The organism is Klebsiella sp. CN_Kp100, assembly GCF_040065315.1.
GTDB classification, from domain to species: Bacteria; Pseudomonadota; Gammaproteobacteria; order Enterobacterales; family Enterobacteriaceae; genus Klebsiella; species Klebsiella oxytoca.
Genome location: NZ_JBEAIJ010000059.1, coordinates 227,490 through 252,838, shown reverse-complemented (window position 1 = coordinate 252,838; position 25,349 = coordinate 227,490). Strand labels below are relative to the sequence as shown.

Below are 25,349 nucleotides of genomic sequence, written 5' to 3'. Positions count from 1 at the left end.
AGAATCGCAGGATCTGCAGCGCTCCGGGTAATAATCCCACCCGGTGGATAAAGAGATAATTCGGACAGAAATATGGCAATGATGCGTTTTACCCGGCTGCTGAATAAGTCGGGCTTAAGAATGGTCTCGATGGCGAAAAAAGCCATCATTGGTCTACTGGTGGTGGTGGTGGTCTTTTTTATTGGCCGCATTTACGAATCGCAGCGCGGCCCGGCGCTGCACCGCTGGCACACCTGGACGGCGAATGAAATGACCGCCAGCGAGATTGACCACGCCACTTTTGCTGACTACCAGACGCGGGAAGCGACGATTTTCCGCGATATGAAAAGCCACATTACCGATGCGCTGAGCGACGATGAAAAAACGGCGATTAACCGTTTTTACGCACAAAGCCTGGTCTATCCGGATAAGTTTCATCCCGACTGGAATCGCTCCTTTATTTTGCTGCCGCAGGGCAAACCGCGCGGCGCGGTGGTGCTGCTGCACGGCCTGACGGACTCTCCCTATAGCGTGCATTATCTGGCGCAGCGCTATCAGCAGCAGGGATTTGTCGCCGTCGCCCCGCGGCTGCCCGGGCACGGTACGGCTCCGGGCGCGCTCACCGCCGTGGACCGCGAGGCGTGGATAGCGACAACCCGTCTTGCGGTGCGCGAGGCGACGCGCCTGGCCGGGGATAACGTGCCGCTGCACGTGGTTGGCTACTCCAACGGCGGGGCGCTGGCGCTAAAATACGCTCTCGATAGCCTGGAGGATAAAGCGCTGCACCGGCCGCAGCAGATAATCCTGCTGTCGCCGATGATTGGCGTCACCGCCTTTGCGCGTTTTGCCGGACTGGCCGGTTTACCCTCGGTATTTCCGGCTTTTGCCCGCGCGGCATGGCTAAATATCGTCCCGGAATTCAATCCCTATAAATACAATTCGTTCCCGGTTAAGGCCGCAAGGCAGTCATGGCTGTTGTCGCAGGCGCTGCAGCAGCAAATCGTGCAGGAGGCGGAAAATCATCGGCTTTCCGAACTGGCGCCGGTGTTAACGTTTCAGTCGGTGATGGACTCCACGGTGAGCACCCGGGCGGTGGTAGAGTCGCTGTATCGCTATCTGCCGGATAACGGAAGCGAACTGGTGATTTTCGATATTAACCAGGCGGCGAATCTACGCGCGCTATTCCGTCCCTCGCTCTATTCGGCGGTGAATACGTTATTGCCGCCAGCACCGCGGCCCTATGCCACCACGGTGATTACTAACGCTGCCCCCGACACCTACGAGACGGTGGCCCGCACCACGCTTGCCGGAACGCGAAGCGAAACCGTGACGCCGCTGCATCTTGCCTGGCCGCAGGATATGTATTCGCTGTCGCACGTGGCGGTGCCGTTCCCGCTGACCGATTCGCTCTATGGCCGGGAACCGGCGGAGAAAAATCGCTACGGGATCAGCATCGGCACGATCTCTTTGCGTGGGGAAACCTCGACGCTGAGCGTCGGGCTGGATACGCTGATGCGCGTGACCTCCAACCCGTTTTTCCCCTGGATGATGGTGAGAATTGACCATCATATTGCCTGCAGCGAGCAGGCTGATGTCGCTGCCTGCCTCCGTCCGGAGTCGGTGGCATCAGAATAGCGTCAGGTGCATCACGGTGCGGATGGCGATCCCGGCGATAGCGCCGGCGGCGGCGAAGCGGAACAGGCGCACGAAGCGCGAGCTGACGCCCAGAAAGATACCGATACCCGGGAGGTCAAACGTCTGTACTAACAGACCTGCCGAGGCGTTGATCTGGCTGATGGTCACTTTTCCCTGCTGCACGAGTTCAGAGATCACGCCGAAATAGGCCGTCCCGCCAGCCACGCATTTGACCAGCGCCGGGAGCACGAAGTTAACCGGGATGTTAAGCCACAGCAGCAGCGGCAGGAGCAGACGCTGGAGCATCTCAATCAGGCCCGCCGCCTGCATAAACCCGACGATAGCCAGCGACAAGATCAGCATGGGCACCGCGCCGAGCGCCAGGCGAATCGCGTCGGAGCCGGCGCTGTTAATCACGGCGATAATCCCCTGGCTGTTCTGTTCGGCCTCGGGCAGCGCTTCGGCCCGCGCGTTTTCAACCATCGATAGCCTGCGGCCGGTGATATGCCAGGTCACCGCGGCGGCGCACAGTCCGCCGACAATGGAGATAACGATAGAGGCCAGCCAGTGCAGGCCAAAGGGCGTTAATGGATAGAATACGTTGCCTTGCCCCATGGCAAACAGCATTGCCAGCGTAGCGGCCATTTGCCGGTCCGAGGCGCCGCGTTTATCCATAATGGCAAGGGTCGCCAGCGGGGCGGCAAAGCTGACAAAATTCATCTGAATCAGCGCAAATGCGCTCATTCCGGTTAAGCCGAACGGCTTAAGCAGCGGCGCGAGCCAGCGCACGATGATATCCAGCACCCCGCGTACTTCCAGATATTTCATGACGATGAGCATGACAACCATGATTGGCAGCAGCGTATAAAGGGCCACATCGACGGAGGTTTTTCCCGCCGACATAATAATGCTGATGAAGTCCATCTATTTCTCAATCACTGCGGACAGAAAGGATAATTAGCGTCATCATAATCCCACCAGCAAGGAAATGAAATCACCGCAGCGGCTCTCTCTGTCCTGAAATGGGGCCGCAACTGGACTTGCCATTATCGCCAGCCAGCGCACAAAATTTCTTGGCCGATATTTGCAAAGCCTGTTTTTTGTTCTCAAACTGAATTAACACCGGGCGGTTTTCTTTAAGGATAAAACTATGCAACGTTGTCTACGGGTAGCGTGGGGAATTGTGTTTATTTTCGCCTTTTCGGTACAGGCTGAAACGAAGATATATGGCGAGCAGCGCATCAGCGGCTGGTGGAGCTGGTTAAAAAACGATGTCTCGCAGACCTGGAATGAGCCGCAAAACTACGATCTGTATCTTCCGTTTCTCAGCTGGCATAACCGCTTTATGTACGATAAAGAGAAAACGGATAACTATAATGAAATGCCGTGGGGCGGGGGTTTTGGCGTTTCCAGATATAACGCAGAGGGCAACTGGAGTTCTCTCTACGCCATGATGTTCAAGGATTCGCATAACGAGTGGCAGCCGATAATCGGCTACGGCTGGGAGAAGGGGTGGTATCTTGATAGTCGCCGCGATTTTCGCCTGGGACTTGGCGTTACCGCCGGGATCACCGCCCGCGATGACTTTGCCAACTACGTACCCCTGCCGATTATTTTGCCGCTTTTTTCCGCCAGCTATCGCCGTCTGAGCGTGCAGTTCACCTATATTCCCGGCACCTATAATAACGGCAACGTGCTGTTTGCCTGGCTGCGCTACGGTTTTTAAATGCGCTGGCGGTCTTGGCCTGAATCGGCGAACGTCAAATGGTAATCACTTTTTTCACCACCGAATTTGACAGCGCCAGCATTGAAATCAGTACCGAAGTGATAAACGTGAGAAAAATCAGCATTAATTTGGTACCCAGTGAGTTAATCGGGATAAAGGCGGTGAGCAGGTGAAAAACGGAGTAGTGGAGAATATAGACGCCGGTCATCGTTTTGCTGATGGTGGCGAGAACGGCCTCTTTAAACTCGCTGTTTTTACGAAACCGAACGCCGTTGGCCGCAATCACCAGCGCGACGACCAGAATATAAATTTGTGAACCGGTAAGAATGAAGGCATTTCTGTCGGCCTTAAACAAGGCGAAAAAGAAATGGCGCTCGTAAAACCAGGTGAAAAGATAAATAAACGGGATGGCGATCATCGCCCCTTTAACCACTTTTTCGCGCCTGAGCCAGCCGGCGACGAGCGGATCGCTGAACAGCTGACCGGTCAGATAAAACAGCAGCCATGTCCATAGCCGATACTGCGGCGCCAGGCTCAGCGCATGGATATCAGGGTACAGCGCGGACAGAAGATCGTACCCATACGAGAGCAGCAGCAGCGAGAAAACTGCAGCAAAAAACAGTTTACGCCGCTGGCTAAGCCACTCGATGACCGGGTGAAAGGTGTAAATCACGATAAACGCAAAGACAAACCACGGCTGGATAAGGTAGCCGCGCTGGTAAGGCTCCCACAGATAGTACACCGTCATCCAGAACAGAAAGACGATAACCACGCTTTTGATTTTGCCCATTTGCCACTGCGAATCGTGGCGGGACTGCGAGTCGAGATAACCGGCCACCACAAAAAACAGCGGCGTGGCGATAGTCGAAATAAACGTCAAAAACCCGAGGATCCAGTGATAGTCGTAATCATAGCTATCCCAGGTGTTGTAGATGGTGAAGAAGGTCACCGCCGTCATGCATCCCAGCGTTTTGATAATATTTAACCCGGTACTATTCATGGTTGTCGCTTCATGTCCTTATTGTGGAAACAGGCGTAAATTACCGGCAGAACCAGCAGCGTCAGAATAGTAGCAAAACCCAGACCAAACATGATAACAACCGCCATGCTCTGGAAGAAAACGTCCAGTAGTAAAGGCGCCAGGCCAAGCACGGTGGTAAATGCCGTCAGCAGGATAGGACGTAAACGCGACGTGGCGGCATAAATAATCGCCTCCTGCTGCTCTTTTTCCTGCTTCTGCTGTTCAATCTCCTCAACCAGCACGATGCCGTTACGGATCAGCATTCCGCTCAGGCTGAGCAGACCGATCAGCGCCATAAAACCAAAGGGGATGCCGGTGATTAAGAAGCCCGGCGTTACGCCAATCAGCGCCAGCGGTACGGTCAGCCAGATGGCAATCGCATTTTTCAGCGAACTGAACATCAGTACGGTGATGATAAACATCACCAGGTAACCCAGCGGCAGGGTTGTGAACAGTCCCTGCTGCGCCTCGCTGGAGTTTTCCGCATCACCACCCCACTCGATGCTGTAGCCGTGCGGCAGCACCAGCGCATCGATCTGCGGTTTCACGCGGGAGAGGATATCCCCGGAGGTCTGGTTGCTGAGCGGGTCGGGATCGGTCTGCACCGTCAGCACGCGGCTGCGGTCGCGGCGCAGGATCAGCGGATCCTCCCATTCAAGGTGAAAGCCGCTGACCACGTTACTGAGCGGAATATACTGCTGGCGGCTTTGGCTCCAGACCAGCACGTTATTTAAGTGATTCGCATCCTGGCGCTCGGCGGCGGGAGGGCGGACTATCACCGGCAGCAGGTCGGCACCCTCACGGTACAGTCCCGCGCGGCTGCCGGAGAAGTTCATCTCCAGCGCGTTATCGATATCCTGTTTATCGACGCCCAGTTCGCGCCCAAGGGCGGTGGAGTACTGGGGACGGATAACTTTACTGCGGTTTTGCCAGTCGTTGCGAACACCATCGGTGGCCGGGTCTGCGGAGAGGATATCGCCAACCTGGCTGGCGATCAGGCGCAGTCTGTCTGGGTCGGGACCTTTGATCCGCACCTCGATGGCGCTGTCGCCGGAAGGGCCGAACATCACGCGTTTTGTGCTGGCGTTCACCTGCGGATAGTTACGCGCAATATAGCGATCTACATGCTGCGTCAGGGCGGCAATGCTGCGCTGGTCGTCCATTCGCACCATGATCTGCGCATAGTTGCTGTACTGCCGTTGCCCGCTGTAGGTCAGGATAAACCGCATACTGCCCTGGCCGACGGTAGCCACGGTGGTGACGACTCCGGGCTGGCCGTTAATGGCAGTCTCAATATCGCTGGTCATCTTTTCAGTGGTCGCAATATCGGTACCGTAGGGAAGCCAGAGATCGACAAAGAAAATGGGCGTGTTTGAAGAGGGAAAAAAGTTTTGTCGCACCGAACCAAACCCCCAGATAGCGGCGGCCAGCAGCGCCGCCATGACGGTCAGGGTGACGGTTTTGCGCAGCAGAAGGGCCTGCAGAGTCAGCTGATACAGGCGGTAAAAGCGTCCGCCGTACGGGTTGGTATCGGCCTGTGCCACCGGCTGAGATTGAGGCTTAAACAGCCACCACTTAATGAGCACCGGGGTAATGGTCAGCGCCGAGAACCAGCTCAGCATGAGCGAAATCAGCAGTACCTGGAACAGCGATTTACAATATTCCCCGGTCGAGTCCTGCGACAGCCCAATCGGCGCAAAGGCAAGAATCGCAATCACCGTGGCCCCCAGCAGCGGCAGGGCCGAACGGCGAATCACATAATTAATTGCCGTAAGTCGCGTCGATCCCTGCTGGCGGGCGATCAGCACGCCTTCGACGATAACGATAGCGTTATCGACCAGCATGCTCAGGGCGATAATCAATGCCCCCAGCGAAATACGCTGCAGCTCGATCCCCCACAGATACATAATCAGCAGCGTGCCGAGTACGTTGAGCGCCAGCGACAGGGCGATAATAATACCGCTGCGTACGCCCATAAAGATCAGTAGTACGCCAACGACAATCGCCAGCGCCATCAGAAAGTTGGTGATAAAACCGTTGACCGAATGGGCGACTTCCGCCGCCTGATCGTAGAACAGGTCAATGTTGATCCCGGCCGGTTTTTCCGCCGACATCTGCGCCAGTTTGTTTTGCAGCGCACGGCCAACATCAATCACGTTAACCCCGGGGATAAACGACACCCCCATGGTGACCGCCTGGCGACCGTTGGCGTGGTAAATGCTGGAGGGCGTTTCGCTCAGCCCGCGCGAGAGCGTGGCAATATCGCGCAGCCGCGTCGCCGTTCCCGAACCGTGCGGGCTGATTAACAGATCGCCCAGCTCGTCGAGGTTGGCAAACTCGCCCGTGGGATGCAGGCGGATCGATTCGCTGCCGGATTTAATTTCTCCGGCGTTAGAGACGACGTTCAACCGGCTGAGGATCGCCGCCAGCTGGTTGAGCGTAATCCCGCGGGCGGCCATTTTCGCCAATGAGATATCAATGTTGATTTGCTGGGGGATCGCCCCGCCGATGGCGACTTTACCGACGCCGGGCACCAGCACCAGTTCACGGCGCAGCTGCTCGGCATAGCGAACCAGCTCAGGGTTAGTAAAGCTCTCGCCGGAGAGGGCGAAGAAGAAGCCAAAGACATCGCCAAAATCGTCATTCACGAATGGAGAAGCGACGCCGGGCGGGAACTGGCGAGCGGCGTCGCCAACCCGGCGGCGCAGTTCATCCCAGATTTGCGGCAGCTCGCTGGAGTGGTAGTGCGAGGCGATGTTGACGGTAATTTGCGACAGGCCGTTAGAGGAAATGGAGCTGACGTTATCGAGATAGGGCAGCTGCTGCAGCGCGTTCTCCAGCGGCAGGGTGACTTCTTCTTCCACCTGCTGCGCTGAAGCGCCGGGATAATGGGTAACCACCACCGCGGTTTTGATGGTAAACGCCGGATCTTCCAGCCGGCCGATGTTCAGCAGAGCGAAGATCCCGCCGATGCCCAGCAGTAAAATAGTCAGCCAGACGCGGATTGGATTGTTAATAAACTGGCGGGAGATATCCATTACAAACCTCGTTCACGCGTCCAGATTCGAACCGGTTGTTGCGCATGTAATTCGCTGACGCCCGCCGCCACCACGCGTTCGCCGACGCTGAGCCCTTCGGTAATCACCACGCCCTGTGAGGTGATCTGACCCACGCCAACTTTGCGCTCTTCCAGATGGAGCCGATCGCCGCTGCCCTGAACCACCCACACGTGGGGTTCGTTGCGCGGGCGATTATCCGGATTAAACACCGCTTCGACAGGCACCACGACTGCATTTTTGCCGGCGCTGGCGGGCAGGTTCGCCAGATTAACCGTCACCGTTCCGCTCACGCCGCCGACCGAGGGAAAGTCGGCAGGTCGCGGCATGGTCAGTATGATTTGCCAGGTGAGCGTGCTGCTGTCGCTGCTGCCGGTATGTTCTTTGTATTCGGCGGTAAACTGGCGATCCGGCATGGCGTTAATTTTAACCACCGGACGGTACTGCGCGTTGCGAATATCCAGCGCAGTAAAGAGGTTTTCCGGAACGCTAAACACCACGTCGAGCAGATCGGTTCGCGTCAGGGTGACAATCGGCTGTCCGGCGGCGACCACCTGATGGTTACGTACCGGAACGTTGGCGGCTACGCCGCTGAACGGTGCGGTTAGCGTCGTTTGCGACAGCTCTTCCCGGGCTATTTTTAGCGCGGCATTAGCGGAGTCGCGGTTGGCTCGCTGGATATCCATTTCCGCTTTTGAAATCGCCTGACGACCGGCCAGGGTCTGGAATCGATCGAATTGCCGCTGGGCGAGGGTGGCGGCGGTTTGCCGCTCATTCACCCGCTGCTGCGCTTCCCGGGCGTTAAGCCGGGCAAGTGTCTGCCCCTGAGTCACATTAGCTCCCTGGCGCACATCAAGAGATTCAATCTGGCCGCCGCGTTTGAAAGAGAGGTCAGTGGAGTCTCCGGACTCAATGCGGGCGGGGAATACGCGCTGCTGTGACTCGCCGATAGCCACCACCTCAGCGACCTTAACCATCCGCGGTAACGGCGTAATTTCTGGCGCTTTCCGATCGCAAGCCGTTGTTATTAAAATAACAAGCGGGATGAGAGAAAAATAACGGTTCACTGTATTCCCCTCGAAGTAAAAGGCTATCTTTTACATATTATTCACAATCGCTGTGTTTATTCAGCGAGGGCCGAAACAACCCAATAAGTAATTAACCCGGTAGCCGTACAGGCGATTATTGCCAGGGCAATAAACAGGCTCAGGCGAAACAGACTGTAACCGAACATTGTTCCTCCTTTAGCTCTAATGCTTAGCTAAGTAAATTCTTATCATAATAATTATTGTGGGGCGGCAGAAAGTGAACAAGCCACTGATAATGAGGATAGTCGCAGTAAAACAGAAATGTTAAAAAGAGCAAAAATTACGGTGATGGCGACGATTTTACCGGGTTGGCAGTTGAATTGTCTGGCTGTGCCTGACTCTGTGATATTTTTCAATAAATTAATTGGCGGGTTAATCATGTTAACCGTGGTGTGCTACGTTTAATTATACCTACACGTCCAGCAAATTTTGTTCTTGAGATTTCCTCCTCAGTACCAGCGCCAGTGCCTGGGCTGTTTTCACCACCTTTTTTATAGGTAATAAAAGGATTGTCTCTATGTATAAAAATATCCTCGTGCCGGTTGATGTGTTTGAAATCGGTCTGGCGGACAAGGCTTTGTCCCACGCCCAATTCCTAGCACAAAGCTCCTCCGGAAAGATTCATCTTCTTCACGTGATTCCCGCTTTTTCTCCAGTGCTGACGCGCGGCTTTATTTCCGATGCACGGAAAATGGAAGATTATCTGATGAATACTTCTAAGGAAAAGCTGGTTGAACTGGTTAAAAAACTCACGCTGGCGGAAAACGATATGCAGATTCACATTCGCAGCGGCAACATTCGCGATGAAGTGACCAAACTGGCCGATGAGCTGAAGGCGGATGTGGTGATAATCGGCTCGCGTAACCCGAATATTCAGACGCATCTGCTGGGGTCGGAGGCGGCAGGGATCGTTCGCTATGCCCATGTTCCGGTTTTTGTGGTGCGCTAAGGACGGCCTGAGGCTGTCCTGATTTCCGATACAGGAGTGAGGAGATAACTATGAATACAGAAAAACCGGGCGGCCCGTTCTATCAGCTCTCCGTCGAAGAAACCCTGACCAGCACCAACAGTACCCCGGACGGCATCAGCGGTGCTGAAGCGGCAGCGCGCTTGCAGCAGTACGGCGAGAATGCGCTACCGCAAAAAGCAGGAAAGCCGGCATGGCTGCGCTTTCTGGCGCATTTTAACGATGTGCTGATCTATGTGCTGCTGGCGGCGGCGCTGCTGACGGCGGTCATGGGGCACTGGGTGGATACCCTGGTGATCCTGGGCGTGGCGGTGATTAACGCCCTGATCGGCCATATTCAGGAGAGCAACGCGGAAAAATCGCTTCAGAGCATTCGCAACATGCTTTCCAGCGAAGCGGTGGTCGTTCGTCAGGGCAACCATGAAACGATCCCGACAACCGCTCTGGTACCCGGCGATATCGTCGTGATCCGCGCCGGCGATCGCATCCCTGCTGACCTGCGGGTTATCGAAGCGCATAACCTGCGGGTGGAAGAGGCGATTCTGACCGGCGAATCGACGGTGGTGGAGAAAAGCACCGAGGCGCTTAGCGGCGAGCTGCCGCTTGGCGATCGTACCAATCTGCTGTTTTCCGGCACCACGGTGAGTTCGGGCGGCGGAAAAGGCCTGGTGGTGGCCACTGGCGGCGATACCGAGCTGGGTCATATCAACCAGATGATGTCGGATATCGAAAAACACCGAACGCCGCTGCTGGTGCAGATGGATAAGCTCGGTAAAGCCATTTTTATCATCATCCTGGTGATGATGGCCGCGCTGTTTGTCTTTAGCCTGCTGTTCCGCGATATGCCGGTTTCTGAGCTGATGCTGTCGTTGATTAGCCTCGCGGTGGCGTCGGTACCGGAAGGTTTACCGGCAATTATCTCCATTATTCTCTCGCTCGGCGTGCAGACCATGGCCCGTCAGAAGGCGATTATCCGCAAGCTGCCTACCGTGGAAACCCTCGGGGCAATGACGGTGATCTGCTCGGATAAAACCGGCACGCTAACCATGAACGAGATGACGGTGAAAGCCGTGATAACCGCCGATAAAGTTTATCGGGTGGAGGGCGACAGCTACGAGCCGATAGGGAATATTCACCCGATCGATGAGCCTGCGCCGGTAACCGTTGCGCCGGGCACGCTGCTGGAACGTTATCTGCGCACTATCGATCTGTGTAATGACAGTCAGCTTATTAAAGATGAAAGCGGGCTGTGGAAAATTACCGGCGGCCCGACCGAAGGGGCGTTGAAAGTGCTGGCGGCGAAAGTCCCGCTCCCGGCGCTCAACACTGAGCTGCGCAGCAAAATCCCCTTCGATTCACAGTATAAATATATGTCGACGCTGTACCGCATCGGCGATGAAGAGATGATTTTGATTACCGGCGCGCCCGATGTCCTGTTCCGCCTGTGCCAGCATCAGCAAACCGACCATGGCCTGGAGCCGCTCGACCAGCCTTACTGGGAAGGCAAAATCGAAGAGTATGCGCGGGAAGGGCTGCGGATGGTGGCGGCGGCGTGGAAACCCGCCGCCGACGGTCAAACGGAACTCACCCATCAGGATTTGCAGCAGGGCGTCATTCTGCTCGGGATCGCCGGGATGATGGATCCGCCGCGGCCAGAGGCGATTACGGCCATCGGCGACTGCCTGCAGGCGGGGATCCGCGTGAAGATGATCACCGGCGACCATCCGCAAACCGCGATGAGTATCGGCAAGATGCTGGGGATTGGCAATGCGGAAAACGCCATTACCGGCAGAGAGCTGGAGGTGATGGACGACATTCAGCTCAGCGAAGCCGCGCAGAAATTCGATATCTTTGCGCGTACCAGCCCGGAGGATAAATTCCGCCTGGTGCAGGCGCTGCAAAGCAAAAAAGAGGTGGTCGGGATGACCGGCGACGGGGTGAACGACGCCCCGGCGCTGAAGCAGGCCGATGTCGGTATTGCGATGGGGATTAAGGGCACCGAAGTGACCAAAGAGGCCGCAGATATGGTGCTGACCGATGATAACTTCGCCACCATTGCCAGCGCCGTCAGGGAAGGCCGCCGGGTGTACGATAACCTGAAAAAAACCATCCTCTTTATTATGCCGACCAACCTCGCGCAGGGGCTGTTGATTATTATTGCGCTACTGGCGGGAAATTTAATTCCGCTGACGCCGGTGCTGATCCTGTGGATGAACATGGCGACCTCCGCCACGCTGTCGTTTGGTCTCGCTTTTGAGGCAGGTGAGAAGAACATCATGCGCCGGCCGCCGCGCGACCCTAAGCTGCACGTGATGGACGGCTTTGCTATCTGGCGGGTGATTTTTGTCGGGTCGATGATTGCCGTCAGCGCCTTTGTGCTTGAAGCCTGGCTACAGCCGCGCGGCTATTCGCCTGAGTTTATTCGTACGGTGCTGTTACAGACGCTGGTTACTGCTCAGTGGTTCTATATGCTCAACTGTCGCGTGGCGGATGGCTTCTCGCTGAGTAAAGGATTGCTGGCGAACCGGGGGATCTGGATTGTCAGCGGCGTGCTGCTGGTGCTGCAGCTGCTGATTATCTACGCGCCATTTATGCAGATGCTGTTTGGCACCGAAGCGCTGCCGTTCCGCTACTGGGTTATCACTTTTATTATCGGTTTTGTGATGTTCCTGATTGTGGAAGTCGAGAAGCCGCTGACCCGGAGATGGCGTACGGCCTGATATTGACCAGAAAGCGGCACTCTCGGTATCCCGGCTCAGTGCGGCGCGAGCCGGGATATTCCCGAATGGCGGCTATCGCCTTAGCCGAATGACAAAACTGTCCGGGTGCCCGATGATGTGATGACTGGCTATCCCGGGCAGGCACAACGCTGCGCCTGCGAGGCTAATCGCGTAGCTTGCAATTGAGATTGATATTAGCAATCATTATCAATAACGATAATGTGCCGGAAAAATCAACCGATGTCGCTTCGCAACTCTTGTTTCGCTTATCCGCCGAAAGGGCGGATTTTTATCGCCGCGCTGGTTACCACCTTGTATGCTCTTAACGCTTACGCCAAACCCGATATGAGCCCGCTGGGGCCGAATATCGCCGACCGCGGTTCCGCGTATTATCATTTCAACGTCACGACCTTCGATTCCTCCGATGGTGAACGACATTATAAGGTCTGGACGGCGATACCGAATACGGCGCCGCCCGCGCAGGGGTATCCGGTTCTGTACGCCCTGGACGGCAACGCGGTGATGGATCGGTTGTCCGACACGCTGCTCGAAAAGCTGACGCATAAAACGCCGCCCGTCATTGTGGCCATTGGCTATCAAACGAATTTGCCCTTCGATCAAACTGCCCGAGCCTATGACTATCGGCCGAAAGTCGAAGAGAATCCCGCCGATAACCGCTGGGATCGGCGGAAAAGCGGCGGTAGCGGGGCGTTTCGCCGCCTCTTAGAGGATACCATTATGGTAAAAGTTGAGCGTGGGATCGCTATCAACCCTCAGCGACGGGCTATCTGGGGGCACTCCTACGGTGGATTATTTGTTATTGATGCCTGGCTGACGTCATCCCGCTTTCAGCTCTATTTCTCTGCCAGTCCTTCTCTGGGAAGAGGTCAAGCCGCGCTGTTAGACAGAATGGTCGGGGCAAAAGGCGAGGCGTTTAATCGGAACGCCTTATTCCTGATGGAGGGCGCGGTTGCGACGCAGCGCGGTTCTTCCGCCGGGGCAGTGGATACGCGCAGTAAAGTTCAGCAGACGGTTTCCCGGCTCAGGAAAAATGGCGTTGCGGTCAGCTGGTGGCCTTATCCCGGCCTGTCGCACGGGGCAATGTTCAGTGCCTCGTTGCAAAGCGCGCTGCTGACGATAAGCGGGACCGAGAATAACCAGGCGTTACTGCAGATAAAACAGCCTGCTGTTGAGCAGAGATGATAAACCTGTTTGATCTATTCAGGCCACACATCTGCCGGGTGGCGACTTAACCGGCTTACGAAAACCGGCAATTTCACCATGGGCTCAATCCCGCAAATCTGCAGATTCGCTATCATCTGTCGATTCACATCGTCAACTTAGGCTTACCGGGTTGTGACGATAGGCCGTCAGCTTTGCGCGCATCCCGCTGCTGCTGTTATTGACCGCGCTTACCACGCCGGTGGTAGCGCCGCCAACCTGGAATAGCGCTGAGGCTTTATTTAATTAGCGGAGGAAATTTACCCGAGCGAACCAGCAGAGTTTAGTCATGAATAGGCAAACTCTGCAGTTTCGTTGCTTAAGGCAGTTGGCGGTAGGCTTCGTCGGTCACCGGCTCCAGCCATTCGTTAGATGCGCCTTCGGCAGGGACGGCAACGGCAATATGGGCAAACCAGCTGTCGGCGGCCGCGCCGTGCCAGTGCTTGACGCCTGCGGGAATATTCACAACATCGCCCGCGGTTAGTTCTCGCGCCGGTTGATTCCACTCCTGATACCAGCCGCGTCCGCCCGTCACCAACAGGATCTGCCCGCCTTTATGGTGAATATGCCAGTGGTTACGGCAGCCGGGCTCAAAGACCACGTTACCAATATTGACCCCTTCCGTGGAGAGCATATTCAGGTAGCTGGTGCCCTGAAAATACTGCGCATAGGCCTCATTTTTCTCCCCTTTGGGAAAAATGCCGTTACCGTCAAATTGTTCGTTCATGGTGTCTCCACATTTCAGTTTCGGGCGTTTAAGCAGCCCATCTGGACTGGCAGAACAAAGTGTAGAGAAGGTTTGATTAAATGATAAGATGGTCAAATATGAATACACTGGTGCAAAAAATTCACCAATGATGAGCAAAGAAAAACTCAACGATCTGCAGGCCTTTGTCACCGTAGCTCAGGAGCGAAGTTTTACCCGGGCGGCTGCAATGCTGGGGGTTTCCCGGTCGGCATTGAGCCATACGCTGCTGGGTCTGGAAGAGCGTCTGGGGGTGCGGTTGTTAATCCGCACCACGCGTAGCGTGTCGCCCACCGATGCCGGAAATCGCCTGCTGGCCGTACTGGCGCCGCGGCTGAATGAAATAGAAAATGAACTGGCTTCGCTGCGCGCTTCACGGGATAAACCCGCCGGCACGGTACGCATCACCGCCAACGATCATGCCATTGTCACCGTGCTATGGCCCCGCCTGCATCCATTATTAAATCGATATCCGGATATCCATATTGAGTTCAGCGTTGGCTATGAGCTGACCGATATTGCCGCCGGGCGCTTCGATGCCGGCGTGCGGATGGGCGATCAGGTGGACAAAGATATGATTGCGGTGCGCATTACGCCCGATGTGCAGATGGCGGTGGTTGCCGCGCCCGGCTATCTTTCCGGCAAAGCGGCGGTGGCAAGGCCTGAAGATCTGATGGCACACAACTGCATCAATTTGCGTTTGCCCACCCACGGCGCGCTTTACGCCTGGGAGTTTGCAAAGGGCAGCCAAAAAACCAGCGTTCGCGTCGAAGGGCAAACCGTTTTTAATAATACTTTTTTGATGATTCAGGCCGCTTTGGACGGGGCAGGGATTGCCTATGTTCCTCACGACCTGGCGGCGAAATATATCGCTAACCGACAACTGGTGCCGCTGCTGGCCGACTGGTGCCCGGTTTTCCCGGGGTACTATCTTTATTATCCTGGCCGGAATCATCTTCCGACGGCGTTTACGCTGGTGGTTGACGCCCTGCGCTGGCACGCAGAGGGTAAGTTGCGCAGCAAAAGGGTGAAGTAAGACGGGGTTATTGCCAGAAAAGCAAAAAGCCTGCTTGAAAGCAGGCTTTTTAGAATTTGGCTCCTCTGACTGGACTCGAACCAGTGACATACGGATTAACAGTCCGCCGTTCTACCGACTGAACTACAGAGGAATCGTGTGAACGAGGCGAATACTACTGGTCTCGTATTTTTGTGTCAACACTAAATTTAACTTGCTGATTCAAACGGCTAAATTTAGTGCAGGTCGTTGTTTTAGTGTACTGCCGGGCTATCGCCATCCTCCTGCGGGCTATTCTCGCGTAATCTCTCCAGCGGATCCTGGCGATAGAAATGGCAGAAACGCTGCCAAAGCGCGGGAAAGCGTGGGGCAAACAGCTCAGGGGCGCTGAAGAAGTATTCAGAGAGCACCGCAAAACATTCGGCAGGGTCGCTGGCCGCGTAAGCATCAATACTGGCGGCGCTTTCGCCGACCAGATCGATCTCATCCTGAATATTGTTCATCGCTGCATGGAGATCGTGTTCCCAGCCAGCGACTTCGCGTAGCGGAATGAAGGGTACGCCGCTTGCGCGATCGCCATTGCGGGTATCCAGCTTATGCGCCACTTCATGGATAATCAGATTGAAGCCAGAAGCGTCGAAGGAGTCCTGAATATCCAACCAGTTGAGAACGATCGGCCCTTGTTGCCAGCTTTGCCCTGATTGTACGATTCGCTGGCTATGCACCAGGCCGATATCATCTTCCCATTCGTCGTCGACAACGAACGGAGCAGGGTAGATGAGCACCTCGTGAAAACCATCTAACCACTCGATCCCCAGTTCGAGAACCGGCAGGCAAAACAGTAGCGCAATACGCGCGCTCTGCAGGTGAGTGAGCTCAAGCCCCTGTAATGCAACCAGACGCTTTTGCTGCAAAAAGCGGGAAGCCATTTGCACCAGCTGCTGCTGCTCATGGTCGGAGAGGTTGGCTAACACAGGGATGGCAAGCGCCTTTTCCCAGGGGATTTCCGCGTTGCCGGACTCTTCATCTACTTTCCAGGGCCATTTAAACATCATATTGCTCGCAAAGTCGTCACTTGAACTGATTTAAAGAGACAGGAACTATTAAAATGCCAAAGAACCTGGCATTATAGCAACCTCAACAGCGGAGAGATGCCGGAGCGGCTGAACGGACCGGTCTCGAAAACCGGAGTAGGGGCAACTCTACCGGGGGTTCAAATCCCCCTCTCTCCGCCACTATTCAAACACTTACGTGATTTCCTTTCAACGACTCCCGTCACAAATGGTATCGTGCCTTTTTAAGGCTACAATCATCATCTTCCTGGTTTACTGCTCTGGCAATCGTTAGAGATTGCAACATTGTGTGTTTGACTCGTCGCGATGCCAACGGTTTACAGATGAGGTTCGCCGTTAAAAAACAAAAAACCCGCACGAGGCGGGCTTGAGATAAATGCACTAAACAATCTTAGAACTGGTAGGTGATACCTACAGCGAACTGATCGTCAGTTGATGCGCCAGTGATATAAGAATCTTCGTCATCCACCAGGTTGAATTTGTATGCGGTGTAAACGTTGAAGTTCTTGTTGAAGTAGTACCAGGTACCCAGTTCAACGTAGTTCATGATATCGGCATCACGGTTACCGTTCAGATCTTTGCCTTTGGCATAGACGTAGCCCAGGGACGGACGCAGGCCAAAGTCAAACTGATACTGAACAACGGCTTCAATATTCTGAGTCTTGTTAGCAAAGCCACCAGACTCCATGTGAGTCATGTTATGGGACTCACCGTACATGACAGATGCGTAGACGTTATTAGCATCATATTTAGTGGCGAGGCTCCAGACTTCAGCGTTTTCGCCTCTGCGGTCCGCAGCCTGTTCATCAGTACGGTCAGAGTTGCTGTATGCGCCAACGAAACCGAAGCCGTCGATGTTATAGTTAACGGAGAAACCGAAGCCGTCGCCGTTGGCTTTAGCGCGGTCAGTGTCGTTGTTTTTACCCTGATACTGCAGAGCAAAGTTCAGGCCATCTACCATGCCGAAGAAATCGGTGTTGCGGTAGGTTGCTACGCCGTTGGTACGACCGGTCATAAAGTTGTCGGTATAAACCAGACCGTCTCCCCCCCATTCAACCAGCATGTCGGTGTAACCTGCCGCGTCATAAACCACGCCGTAGTTACGACCATAGTCAAATGAGCCGTAGTCGCTGAATTTCAGACCAGCAAACGCCAGACGGGTATCATCAGCCTGCTGGCCTTCTGGTTTGTCTGCTTTGATATTGTATTCAAACTGGCCGTAACCGGTCAGTTCGCTGCTGATCTGGGTTTCGCCTTTAATGCCGAAACGCGCATAGGAGGTATCGTCGGAGTTGTTGTTGTCGCCATCATGGGTCATGATGTGCTCGCCAACCATTTTGCCGTAGAAATCGAGTTTGTTGCCGTTCTTATTATAGATTTCTGCTGCATTAGCCGCGCCAGCGACTAATAAAGCTGGAACCAGAATTGCCAGTACTTTTCTTTTCATTATATATTCCCTTTTAATCATAATTAATATGAATTGTGTCACTCCCTCCGGGTTGACTATTTGATACTAGCGATTAAGTTCATTTTTCTTTAAGTGAAATATGTAAGTAAATTATATCTAATATTACAAAATGTTTCTGTTATATTCATTATATTTAAATTCTATCATTTTGTGATGACTTATATTTTGTTTTTATGCTTAGAGATAACAATGGGTTATGTGTTTCAATTAAATTATTCTTGTTACAAATAAGTTGCATGAAGATTATGATTGGTTTTTTTGTATTTATATACTTAATGTATTATTTAAATGACTCGCAAGGAGCAATTTCGTGCAACGAGAAGGCGTTTTCATGCGCGTGGTTTAATAAAATTAAATATGGTAAATGCAATGCAGATGCCGGCAAAAATGACCGCGAGAATGTATTTTTTATCATTATTTTGTATTATTTCAAACGGCAACGAATTGATTAAGTATATATGGCGGCCTCTCTGGTATTGAACAAAACTCGCGCACTCGGGCGTCCCGGCTAGTAAGAACTGCTACCTTGCAAGAATTTTCATTATATAATGTGATGAATATCACTATTTTTCACTGCGTCCGTGATGTTGGTTGTTGAATATATGGAGAACAATTTAATGGAAGAGAAAGCGAAAAGAAGCCCTGGCGGGAAGCTGGCACTATGGGCGTTTTACGCTTTTTGCGGCTATTTCCTGTGGGCGATGGCGCGTTACTGGTGGGTTGTCGGGCAGATCCAAAGCGTACCCGGCGCGACGATTGACGGTGAGCTCGGTTCAACGACAGGGAAATGGATCGGCGCGCTGCTGGGATTTCTGGTATTGGGCATTGTCGGCGCTATTCTCGGCGCAATTGCCTGGTATACGCGTCCTGACCCGCAGATGTATGAACATCACGAATAAAGTTGCTATGCTCGTTGCTGACCTGATCTCAAAGGAGCGCGCATGGATCTTTATCAATGGCAGCAACGATTTGAAGCCTGGCTAAGTGAACATCACTCGCAAGGGGATGCCGCTCACGATATTTCACACTTCCGCCGGGTATGGGCCACCGCGCAGCAGCTGGCCGAAGAGAGTGATGCTGATCGGCTGGTGATCCTCACCGCCTGCTATTTTCACGATATTGTCAGCCTGGCGAAGAACCATCCTGAGCGTAGCCGCTCTTCGGCGATGGCTGCGGAACAAACGCTGACTATCCTGCAGTCAGATTTTCCCGATTTTCCGCCGGAGCGCTACGCGGCGGTTCTGCACGCCATCGAAGCGCATAGTTTTAGCGCGGGGATGGCTCCCCGCAGTGAAGAAGCGAAAATTGTCCAGGATGCCGATCGGCTGGAGGCTTTGGGGGCGATTGGCCTGGCGCGCGTATTCGCGGTATCCGGTGCGCTGAACAATATCTTGTTTGATGCCGACGATCCCTTTGCCGATCGGCGTGAACTGGATGATAAAAAATACGCGCTGGATCACTTCCAGTGCAAGCTGCTGCGTTTACCGGAAACGATGCAGACAGAAAAGGGTAGGGCGATGGCGCTGCACAATGCGCGCTTTCTGGTTCAGTATATGGCCAAGCTCAGCGCCGAACTTCGCGGAGACCCGATGTCTCTTGATGACAAGGTTTTGCAGCGCTTTGATCCACTAGCATAAAACTGCCCGCGCTATTTATGGTAACCTCTGCAAAAATAGTCGGGCTGGTTGAGGTTATGGCGCAAAATTTATCCAAGGAAAATCCCCCGTCTTTTAAGGTTGAGCATACCGAAGAAGACGCGCAGACGTTATTGCGCCAGCTAATGGCAATTTATGACGTTAAAACGCTGGTGGCGCAACTGGTTGCCGTCGGTGAGCAGCACTGGAGCCCGGCTATCCTCAAGCGCGTTGCGACGGTATCGCGCGCGGCAGGGCGCATAAGCGCGCAGGAGCAGGCACATCTTCGTTCGCTCCTGCCGCAGCCTCCAGCGCATCATCCCCACTATGGATTCCGCTTCGTCGACCTGTTCGCCGGCATCGGTGGTATTCGTCACGGTTTTGAGGCGATTGGCGGGCAATGCGTGTTTACCAGCGAATGGAATAAACATGCGGTGCGCACCTATAAAGCCAACTGGTACTGCGATCCTGAGCAGCATCGCTTTAATGAAGATATCCGCGACGTCACGCTGAGCCATCTCCCTGAGGTGAGCGATGAAGAAGCCGCGCAGCATATACGCCAGGCAATCCCGCAGCATGACGTACTGCTGGCCGGCTTCCCCTGCCAGCCTTTTTCACTGGCCGGCGTCTCAAAGAAAAATGCCCTTGGACGCGCTCATGGTTTTGCCTGTGAAACCCAGGGAACGCTGTTCTTTGACGTGGTAAGGATCATCACCGCCCGCCAGCCGCCAATTTTTGTGCTGGAGAACGTCAAAAACCTGAAGAGCCACGACAAGGGGCGGACCTTTCGTATCATTATGCAGACGCTGGATGAGCTGGGTTACGAGGTTGCCGATGCGGCGCATACCGGAGCGGACGATCCTAAGGTGATTGATGGACGCCATTTTTTACCTCAGCATCGGGAACGGATTGTGCTGGTGGGTTTCCGGCGCGACCTCCAGCTCCATGAGGGGTTTACCCTGCGCGATATTGCCCACCTCTATCCTGCCAGCAGACCTACTTTTGGCGAGCTGCTGGAACCCACGGTTGACGACAAGTTTATCCTCACCAGGGTGCTATGGAAGTATCTCTATCGCTATGCGCGTAAGCATCAGGAGCGAGGGAACGGTTTTGGTTACGGGCTGGTTGATCCAACGAATCCGCACAGCCTGGCGCGTACGCTCTCTGCCCGCTATTACAAAGATGGCGCGGAAATCCTCATCGATCGCGGCTGGGATCGGCCGTTAGGCGAAAAACATTTTGATGACCCGGAGAATCAGTTGCGTCGTCCGCGCAGGCTGACGCCGCGGGAGTGCGCGCGTCTGATGGGTTTTGAGACGCCGCAGGGGTATCGTTTTCGTATCCCGGTCTCGGACACTCAGGCCTATCGCCAGTTCGGCAACTCGGTCGTGGTGCCGGTATTTGCTGCGGTAGCGAAGCTGCTGGCGCCGCGAATCGAAAAAGCGGTAGCCATGCGTGAGCAAGAGATTAACCATGGCCGACGTCCACGATAAAGCCACCCGTAGTAAAAACATGCGCGCGATCGGCACCCGCGATACGGCAATTGAGAAACGGCTGGCGGGGCTGCTGGCGCGTGCCGGTTTTTCCTTTACCGTACAGGACGCTGCGCTCCCCGGCCGCCCGGATTTTGTGGTATCAGACTATCAGTGCGTAATCTTTACTCACGGCTGCTTTTGGCACCATCACGACTGCTATCTGTTTAAGGTGCCCGCGACGAGAACCGAATTCTGGCTCGACAAGATAGCCAAAAACGTGGTGCGCGATCGCCGGGATATCGGGCGACTGGTGGAGCAGGGATGGCGGGTGCTGGTGGTCTGGGAATGCGCGCTGCGCGGGCGAAAGAAGCTTAACGACGAAGCGCTGGGCGAACGACTGGAAGAGTGGATCTGCGGCGGCGATCGGTGCGCGCAGATCGATACTCAAGGCATAGGTCTGTTAGACGTTACTTCTGCGCCTTACAGGACGTAATCTCGCGACGAACCGGGAACAGGTATTTGCCGAGCGTCACCAGAATGACCGCAAAAATTATGATGCCGAGCGCCAGCCACTCTACGGGAGATAAGCTTTCCCCGGCAAAACCGGTGCCCAGCAGGACGGCGACTACCGGGTTGACGTAGGCATAGCTGGTCGCCACGGCTGGCGTCACGTTACGAATTAAATACATATAGGCGTTGATGGCGATAAGCGATCCGAAGATAGCCAGATAGGCGACGGCAAAAATGCCGGACCATGATGGCATCTGGGTTAACTTTTCCCCAGTCAGTGAGGACGCTATCATTAGCACGATCCCTGCCGCCAGCATCTCAATGGCGCCCGCCATCATTCCGGTCGGTAGCTCGATTCGCGAACCGTAGACGGAGCCAAAGGCCCAGCTCATCGAGCCGATCAGAATCAGCAGCGCTCCCCAGGGGTTACCATTCAGGTTGCCGCCGCTGTTAAGCAGAACAATACCTGCCAGACCTATCGCGATCCCTAACCACTCAAGCTTGCGGGTCGCTATACCAAAAAAACGGCTAAAACATAGGGTAAACAACGGTACCGTCGCGACCATGACTGCCGCAATACCTGAGGGGACGTGCTGGTGTTCGGCAAGCGTCACAAAACCATTGCCTACGGCCAGCAGCAAAACGCCGATCAGCGCCGCGTTGAGCAGCGGTTTGCGCGACGGTAGCTTATGGCCCGTGGCCAGCAACCAGGCGAGCAGCACCGCGCCAGCGGAAAGAAAGCGCACGCCAGCCATCATCAGCGGAGGCCAACTGGCGACGCCAACGGCGATAGCGAAATAGGTGGAACCCCAGATGATATACAGCGCAAACAACGCCCCGATGAGCGGCAACAGCTGACGGGTAGACATACTTCCTCACGACGGTGCAGAGATAGAAAGGAGACGTATAGTAAACGTGAAAACTATCGTGCTGGCGAGCGCTTTAGTTAGCCTGCCGCGGTTAAATTTATGTTGACTAAGGACGCCAGTGGGCGAAAAAGCGCTTTTGCTTCATACTTCATGAGGAACAATCATAAATGAAGGAATGCAATTTTGGCGGGAAGTAGTCTATTAACCTTATTGGATGATATTGCCACTTTACTCGATGATATTTCGGTCATGGGGAAACTGGCGGCAAAAAAAACGGCAGGCGTATTGGGTGATGATTTATCGCTTAATGCTCAGCAGGTAACCGGCGTGCGGGCCAACCGTGAATTGCCGGTGGTATGGGGCGTAGCTAAAGGCTCATTGATCAATAAAGTGATTCTGGTGCCGCTGGCGCTGTTGATTAGCGCTTTTATCCCGTGGGCGATTACGCCACTGCTGATGCTGGGTGGCGCCTTCTTGTGCTTTGAAGGCGTCGAGAAGGTGGTGCACACTCTGCAGGCGCGTAAACATAAAGAGGATCCGCAGGTTCGCCAGCAGCGGCTTGAAGCCCTGGCCAATCAGGACCCGATGGCGTTTGAACGAGATAAGGTAAAAGGCGCGGTGCGCACAGATTTTATTCTGTCTGCGGAAATTGTCGCGATTACCCTCGGGATTGTAGCTGAAGCGCCGTTATTAAATCAGATTCTGATTTTGTCCGGCATTGCGCTGCTGGTGACGGTGGGGGTGTACGGTCTGGTGGGGGTTATCGTCAAGCTTGATGATATGGGCTACTGGCTGGTGGAGAAAAGCAGTGCGCTGGCGCAGTGGACAGGGAAAGCTTTACTGGCGATTGCGCCTCGTCTGATGAAGGTGCTGTCCATCGTCGGCACCCTGGCGATGTTCCTGGTCGGCGGCGGCATTGTGGTCCACGGTATCACGCCGCTGCACCATGCCATTGAAAATCTGGCTCAGGGGCAGAATGGCGTCATTGCCTCGCTGCTGCCAACGGCTGCAAATCTGGTGCTGGGATTCATTATTGGCGCCATCGTGCTGGCCGTGGTGAAAGCGATAGCCGCTCTTCGCGGTTCTACGAAGTAAATGTGCTATCTATCATGCAAAGTGGTTCACCTTCGTCTAAGGTAAATCTGTTTCTTCCTGATACCGGAGGCAAAAATGGTCTTGTTGGTCAGTGATGAAGTGAGACGCAAAAACGGCGGCCCCCGCATGGTCGTTACCGGATTCGCCAGCGGCATGGTGGAATGTCGTTGGTATGACGGTTACGGCGTAAAGCGCGAGGCATTTCGTGAGGATGAACTTATCCGTGGAGGAGGAGGGAAGCTGAACCGCACCTGACCCTCCATCAGCGCCCGGCATCCGTCGGGCGTTTTCATATTGTGAATTATTTTACCAACAGGGAGCGTGGATGAAGTTTGCTTCTTTAACCGTGCTGCGAGAAAACGATGGATAAGCTGATGTGGGTGAAAAAGCTGCGCCAGATTTTAAGCCCCGGATATGTGGTTAACCTCTGTTTTTTTATCGTCTTCTGCTTCTCTACGCTGTTGATATGGCGTGAGATCAAGGTTCTGGAAGAAGCCTACGTCGCTAACCAGCGCAACAACCTTGAAAACGTGGCACATGAATTTGACAGCCTGCTGCAATTTAATATCGACAGAATGATTTTTTTTCGTAACGGCATGCATTCCGCGCTGGAGACGCCGTTAGATTTTGCCGTGCTGCGCAAGGCCGAAGAGAGTTATTTAGCGAAGCGACACGATCCGATCTGGTCAGTTGAGATTCACAATCGACGAACGCTGCCGGTCTACGGCGTTGCCGATGCCTTTATCGACGGCGACGAACTTCTTTCCCGCGACACTCCCTTTTCCGGGAACGAGCTGATGGCTACCCTTGAACTCGGTTATATGCTGCGCCTGGCCAATAACAACCGGGGTTTCGCTAAGCGTATGATGTACGTGTCGCGCAGCGGCTTTTTTATCACCACTGAGCCGCTGAAAAATTCGACGCAGGCGCTCGCGCTCTATTCCCAGGCTACGAGCGATGCCTGGTTTACCCGCCAAACGCAGCGTAATAACCCTGCTCGCGGTATCGTATGGCAAACGGTTCCCGGCGATGAATCGCCGCGTGAAATACCGGTGATAACGGCGTCTATTCCGCTTGATTTCCAGCGTTTCTGGCTCGGTGTCCTGGCGATGGACTTCTCGGTACAGGAGATGAAGGCGTTTCTGGTCAATGCGATAAAGACGGGTGAGGAAGGCGAGTATCAGCTTTATGATAATCAACTTAATTTGATAGCTTCTTCTGCGCCGGGCAACGTGCTGACGCTGCTGTCTACACATGAACAGGAGATGCTGAAGCGCGCTTTTGCTGGTGAGAATCAGGGGGGGATTCGCCTGGTTACCCGTTATATCAGCTGGGAGAAGATCCGCAATTTTGATGGGGTGCTAATCCGTATTCACACTATTCAGGAGGGGGTACGCGGCGACTTTGGCAGCATCACTATTGCCCTGGTGTTGATGTGGTTAATGTTCACCCTGATGTTGATGATCTCGTGGTTCGTTATTCGGCGAATGGTGCGCAATATGAGTATGCTGCAGACCTCCCTCGAATGGCAGGCATGGCATGATGCGTTGACCCGCCTGTTAAATCGGGGGGCGTTATTTGAACGCGCCACGGCAGCTGCTCGCCAGAGCGAACGCCTGAAGCGTCCAGTGGCGGTGATTCAACTCGATCTTGATTACTTTAAAAGCGTTAACGATCGGTACGGGCATCATGCGGGGGATCGCGTGCTGACGCTGGTGGCCAGTACTATCGCCAGCCATATTCGCGAAGGCGATTTTGCAGGGAGGGTTGGCGGAGAAGAATTCTGCATCGTCCTGCCTGGTACCAGACTAAAAGAGGCGACGGCCATTGCAGAACGGATCCGTATACGGGTCAATAGTCGTGAAATTTTACTCGGCAACAGCGCCTCTTTACGTATCACCGCGTCGTTTGGAGTGAGCTGCAGTGAGGATTCCAGCGACTACAGCTTTGAGAACCTGCAGTCGGTCGCCGATCATCGTTTGTATCTTGCCAAGCAAAACGGGCGCAATCAGGTATGTGCGGACGGGTGATGTATCATTTATCGTGTGAATA

The 25,349-nt window shown here is 54.3% G+C and carries 21 protein-coding genes and 2 tRNA genes; 14 read left to right on the top strand and 9 right to left on the bottom strand.

The window, feature by feature from the left end; all coding sequences use genetic code 11:
* The first annotated feature begins 78 nt into the window (after window positions 1-78).
* The gene (locus ABLV12_RS27085) at window positions 79-1,614 is read left to right on the top strand and encodes an alpha/beta hydrolase (RefSeq protein ID WP_348867488.1); all 1,536 of its coding nucleotides are present in this window, start codon (window positions 79-81) and stop codon (window positions 1,612-1,614) included.
* Here the strand turns inward: ABLV12_RS27085 and ABLV12_RS27080 are convergent.
* Window positions 1,606-2,538, bottom strand: coding sequence for a nucleoside recognition domain-containing protein (locus ABLV12_RS27080; RefSeq protein ID WP_024274425.1), 933 nt, complete (start codon window positions 2,536-2,538; stop codon window positions 1,606-1,608). The two genes, ABLV12_RS27085 and ABLV12_RS27080, sit on opposite strands and share 9 nt — an antisense overlap.
* Window positions 2,539-2,764: 226 nt before the next feature.
* On the opposite strand from ABLV12_RS27080, the gene pagP reads away from it, so the two are divergent.
* On the top strand, window positions 2,765-3,340 hold the full coding sequence (pagP, locus tag ABLV12_RS27075; RefSeq protein WP_004103536.1) for a lipid IV(A) palmitoyltransferase PagP: 576 nt from the start codon (window positions 2,765-2,767) through the stop codon (window positions 3,338-3,340).
* Between the two features lie 34 nt (window positions 3,341-3,374).
* Here the strand turns inward: pagP and ABLV12_RS27070 are convergent, their stop codons facing one another.
* The 3 genes from ABLV12_RS27070 to ABLV12_RS27060 are packed head-to-tail and all read right to left on the bottom strand — an operon-like array spanning window position 3,375 to window position 8,484.
* Window positions 3,375-4,298 (bottom strand): acyltransferase family protein, encoded by a 924-nt coding sequence (locus ABLV12_RS27070; protein ID WP_160886028.1) that lies wholly within the window; start codon window positions 4,296-4,298, stop codon window positions 3,375-3,377.
* Window positions 4,299-4,336: 38 nt separating this feature from the next.
* Complete coding sequence (locus ABLV12_RS27065; protein ID WP_004103532.1) at window positions 4,337-7,399, bottom strand: efflux RND transporter permease subunit; 3,063 nt, start codon at window positions 7,397-7,399, stop codon at window positions 4,337-4,339.
* Complete coding sequence (locus ABLV12_RS27060; protein WP_004103530.1) at window positions 7,399-8,484, bottom strand: efflux RND transporter periplasmic adaptor subunit; 1,086 nt, start codon at window positions 8,482-8,484, stop codon at window positions 7,399-7,401. The genes ABLV12_RS27065 and ABLV12_RS27060 overlap by 1 nt, the downstream gene beginning before the upstream one ends.
* A gap of 538 nt (window positions 8,485-9,022) precedes the next feature.
* Here ABLV12_RS27060 and ABLV12_RS27055 point away from each other — a divergent pair.
* From ABLV12_RS27055 to ABLV12_RS27045, 3 genes are all read left to right on the top strand, one after another.
* Complete coding sequence (locus tag ABLV12_RS27055) at window positions 9,023-9,454, top strand: universal stress protein (protein WP_004103525.1); 432 nt, start codon at window positions 9,023-9,025, stop codon at window positions 9,452-9,454.
* Between the two features lie 50 nt (window positions 9,455-9,504).
* Window positions 9,505-12,192 carry a cation-transporting P-type ATPase gene (locus tag ABLV12_RS27050; RefSeq protein WP_024274422.1) on the top strand — a complete coding sequence of 896 codons (2,688 nt, stop codon included), beginning with the start codon at window positions 9,505-9,507 and terminating at the stop codon, window positions 12,190-12,192.
* 240 nt (window positions 12,193-12,432) lie between these two features.
* Complete coding sequence (locus ABLV12_RS27045) at window positions 12,433-13,395, top strand: alpha/beta hydrolase (protein ID WP_160885915.1); 963 nt, start codon at window positions 12,433-12,435, stop codon at window positions 13,393-13,395.
* Between the two features lie 337 nt (window positions 13,396-13,732).
* Here the strand turns inward: ABLV12_RS27045 and ABLV12_RS27040 are convergent, their stop codons facing one another.
* Window positions 13,733-14,140: a cupin domain-containing protein gene (locus ABLV12_RS27040; RefSeq protein ID WP_032728417.1), complete on the bottom strand. Its 408-nt coding sequence runs from the start codon at window positions 14,138-14,140 to the stop codon at window positions 13,733-13,735.
* A gap of 127 nt (window positions 14,141-14,267) precedes the next feature.
* Between ABLV12_RS27040 and ABLV12_RS27035 the strand changes: the two genes are divergently transcribed.
* Entirely contained in the window at window positions 14,268-15,194 is a 927-nt protein-coding gene (locus ABLV12_RS27035) for a LysR family transcriptional regulator (RefSeq protein WP_026055910.1), read from the top strand.
* 57 nt (window positions 15,195-15,251) lie between these two features.
* Here the strand turns inward: ABLV12_RS27035 and ABLV12_RS27030 are convergent.
* Window positions 15,252-15,327 (bottom strand) — tRNA-Asn (locus tag ABLV12_RS27030).
* A gap of 100 nt (window positions 15,328-15,427) precedes the next feature.
* Complete coding sequence (gene mtfA, locus ABLV12_RS27025; protein ID WP_160885917.1) at window positions 15,428-16,228, bottom strand: DgsA anti-repressor MtfA; 801 nt, start codon at window positions 16,226-16,228, stop codon at window positions 15,428-15,430.
* A gap of 90 nt (window positions 16,229-16,318) precedes the next feature.
* Between mtfA and ABLV12_RS27020 the strand changes: the two genes are divergently transcribed.
* Window positions 16,319-16,408: transfer RNA gene (locus ABLV12_RS27020), tRNA-Ser, on the top strand.
* 229 nt (window positions 16,409-16,637) lie between these two features.
* On the opposite strand, the gene ABLV12_RS27015 is transcribed toward ABLV12_RS27020, so the two are convergent.
* A complete protein-coding gene (locus tag ABLV12_RS27015; RefSeq protein WP_004113859.1) occupies window positions 16,638-17,693 on the bottom strand; it encodes a porin in 1,056 nt (351 codons plus the stop codon).
* A 638-nt stretch (window positions 17,694-18,331) separates the two neighbouring features.
* Between ABLV12_RS27015 and drpB the strand changes: the two genes are divergently transcribed.
* From drpB to ABLV12_RS26995, 4 genes are read left to right on the top strand one after another with little or no spacing between them, the layout of a single operon-like run.
* Entirely contained in the window at window positions 18,332-18,613 is a 282-nt protein-coding gene (gene drpB, locus ABLV12_RS27010; RefSeq protein WP_017145614.1) for a cell division protein DrpB, read from the top strand.
* A 42-nt stretch (window positions 18,614-18,655) separates the two neighbouring features.
* A complete protein-coding gene (locus ABLV12_RS27005) occupies window positions 18,656-19,351 on the top strand; it encodes a phosphohydrolase (RefSeq protein ID WP_004103507.1) in 696 nt (231 codons plus the stop codon).
* Window positions 19,352-19,407: 56 nt separating this feature from the next.
* Window positions 19,408-20,841, top strand: a complete 1,434-nt coding sequence (locus ABLV12_RS27000; protein WP_348867487.1) for a DNA cytosine methyltransferase — start codon at window positions 19,408-19,410, stop codon at window positions 20,839-20,841.
* The gene (locus tag ABLV12_RS26995; RefSeq protein WP_023321243.1) at window positions 20,822-21,316 is read left to right on the top strand and encodes a very short patch repair endonuclease; all 495 of its coding nucleotides are present in this window, start codon (window positions 20,822-20,824) and stop codon (window positions 21,314-21,316) included. The genes ABLV12_RS27000 and ABLV12_RS26995 overlap by 20 nt, the downstream gene beginning before the upstream one ends.
* Here the strand turns inward: ABLV12_RS26995 and yedA are convergent.
* The gene (gene yedA / locus ABLV12_RS26990) at window positions 21,291-22,202 is read right to left on the bottom strand and encodes a drug/metabolite exporter YedA (RefSeq protein WP_023321242.1); all 912 of its coding nucleotides are present in this window, start codon (window positions 22,200-22,202) and stop codon (window positions 21,291-21,293) included. The genes ABLV12_RS26995 and yedA overlap by 26 nt on opposite strands.
* Window positions 22,203-22,385: 183 nt before the next feature.
* On the opposite strand from yedA, the gene ABLV12_RS26985 reads away from it, so the two are divergent.
* The 3 genes from ABLV12_RS26985 (at window position 22,386) to dgcQ (ending at window position 25,327) form a co-directional block, all read left to right on the top strand.
* Window positions 22,386-23,297, top strand: a complete 912-nt coding sequence (locus tag ABLV12_RS26985) for a DUF808 domain-containing protein (protein WP_023321241.1) — start codon at window positions 22,386-22,388, stop codon at window positions 23,295-23,297.
* A gap of 75 nt (window positions 23,298-23,372) precedes the next feature.
* Window positions 23,373-23,552, top strand: a complete 180-nt coding sequence (locus ABLV12_RS26980) for a DUF2158 domain-containing protein (protein ID WP_004113841.1) — start codon at window positions 23,373-23,375, stop codon at window positions 23,550-23,552.
* A gap of 107 nt (window positions 23,553-23,659) precedes the next feature.
* The gene (gene dgcQ, locus ABLV12_RS26975) at window positions 23,660-25,327 is read left to right on the top strand and encodes a cellulose biosynthesis regulator diguanylate cyclase DgcQ (RefSeq protein WP_070556987.1); all 1,668 of its coding nucleotides are present in this window, start codon (window positions 23,660-23,662) and stop codon (window positions 25,325-25,327) included.
* Window positions 25,328-25,349: the final 22 nt, after the last annotated feature.

What these genes read in the sequence shown, in the direction of transcription:
- ABLV12_RS27085 (WP_348867488.1), top strand. Translation starts at nt 79, where the DNA reads ATGATGCGTTTTACCCGGCTGCTGAATAAGTCGGGCTTAAGAATGGTC.
- ABLV12_RS27080 (WP_024274425.1), bottom strand. Translation starts at nt 2,538, where the DNA reads ATGGACTTCATCAGCATTATTATGTCGGCGGGAAAAACCTCCGTCGAT.
- pagP (WP_004103536.1), top strand. Translation starts at nt 2,765, where the DNA reads ATGCAACGTTGTCTACGGGTAGCGTGGGGAATTGTGTTTATTTTCGCC.
- ABLV12_RS27070 (WP_160886028.1), bottom strand. Translation starts at nt 4,298, where the DNA reads ATGACGGCGGTGACCTTCTTCACCATCTACAACACCTGGGATAGCTAT.
- ABLV12_RS27065 (WP_004103532.1), bottom strand. Translation starts at nt 7,399, where the DNA reads ATGGATATCTCCCGCCAGTTTATTAACAATCCAATCCGCGTCTGGCTG.
- ABLV12_RS27055 (WP_004103525.1), top strand. Translation starts at nt 9,023, where the DNA reads ATGTATAAAAATATCCTCGTGCCGGTTGATGTGTTTGAAATCGGTCTG.
- ABLV12_RS27050 (WP_024274422.1), top strand. Translation starts at nt 9,505, where the DNA reads ATGAATACAGAAAAACCGGGCGGCCCGTTCTATCAGCTCTCCGTCGAA.
- ABLV12_RS27045 (WP_160885915.1), top strand. Translation starts at nt 12,433, where the DNA reads ATGTCGCTTCGCAACTCTTGTTTCGCTTATCCGCCGAAAGGGCGGATT.
- ABLV12_RS27040 (WP_032728417.1), bottom strand. Translation starts at nt 14,140, where the DNA reads ATGAACGAACAATTTGACGGTAACGGCATTTTTCCCAAAGGGGAGAAA.
- ABLV12_RS27035 (WP_026055910.1), top strand. Translation starts at nt 14,268, where the DNA reads ATGATGAGCAAAGAAAAACTCAACGATCTGCAGGCCTTTGTCACCGTA.
- mtfA (WP_160885917.1), bottom strand. Translation starts at nt 16,228, where the DNA reads ATGATGTTTAAATGGCCCTGGAAAGTAGATGAAGAGTCCGGCAACGCG.
- ABLV12_RS27015 (WP_004113859.1), bottom strand. Translation starts at nt 17,693, where the DNA reads ATGAAAAGAAAAGTACTGGCAATTCTGGTTCCAGCTTTATTAGTCGCT.
- drpB (WP_017145614.1), top strand. Translation starts at nt 18,332, where the DNA reads ATGGAAGAGAAAGCGAAAAGAAGCCCTGGCGGGAAGCTGGCACTATGG.
- ABLV12_RS27005 (WP_004103507.1), top strand. Translation starts at nt 18,656, where the DNA reads ATGGATCTTTATCAATGGCAGCAACGATTTGAAGCCTGGCTAAGTGAA.
- ABLV12_RS27000 (WP_348867487.1), top strand. Translation starts at nt 19,408, where the DNA reads ATGGCGCAAAATTTATCCAAGGAAAATCCCCCGTCTTTTAAGGTTGAG.
- ABLV12_RS26995 (WP_023321243.1), top strand. Translation starts at nt 20,822, where the DNA reads ATGGCCGACGTCCACGATAAAGCCACCCGTAGTAAAAACATGCGCGCG.
- yedA (WP_023321242.1), bottom strand. Translation starts at nt 22,202, where the DNA reads ATGTCTACCCGTCAGCTGTTGCCGCTCATCGGGGCGTTGTTTGCGCTG.
- ABLV12_RS26980 (WP_004113841.1), top strand. Translation starts at nt 23,373, where the DNA reads ATGGTCTTGTTGGTCAGTGATGAAGTGAGACGCAAAAACGGCGGCCCC.
- dgcQ (WP_070556987.1), top strand. Translation starts at nt 23,660, where the DNA reads ATGGATAAGCTGATGTGGGTGAAAAAGCTGCGCCAGATTTTAAGCCCC.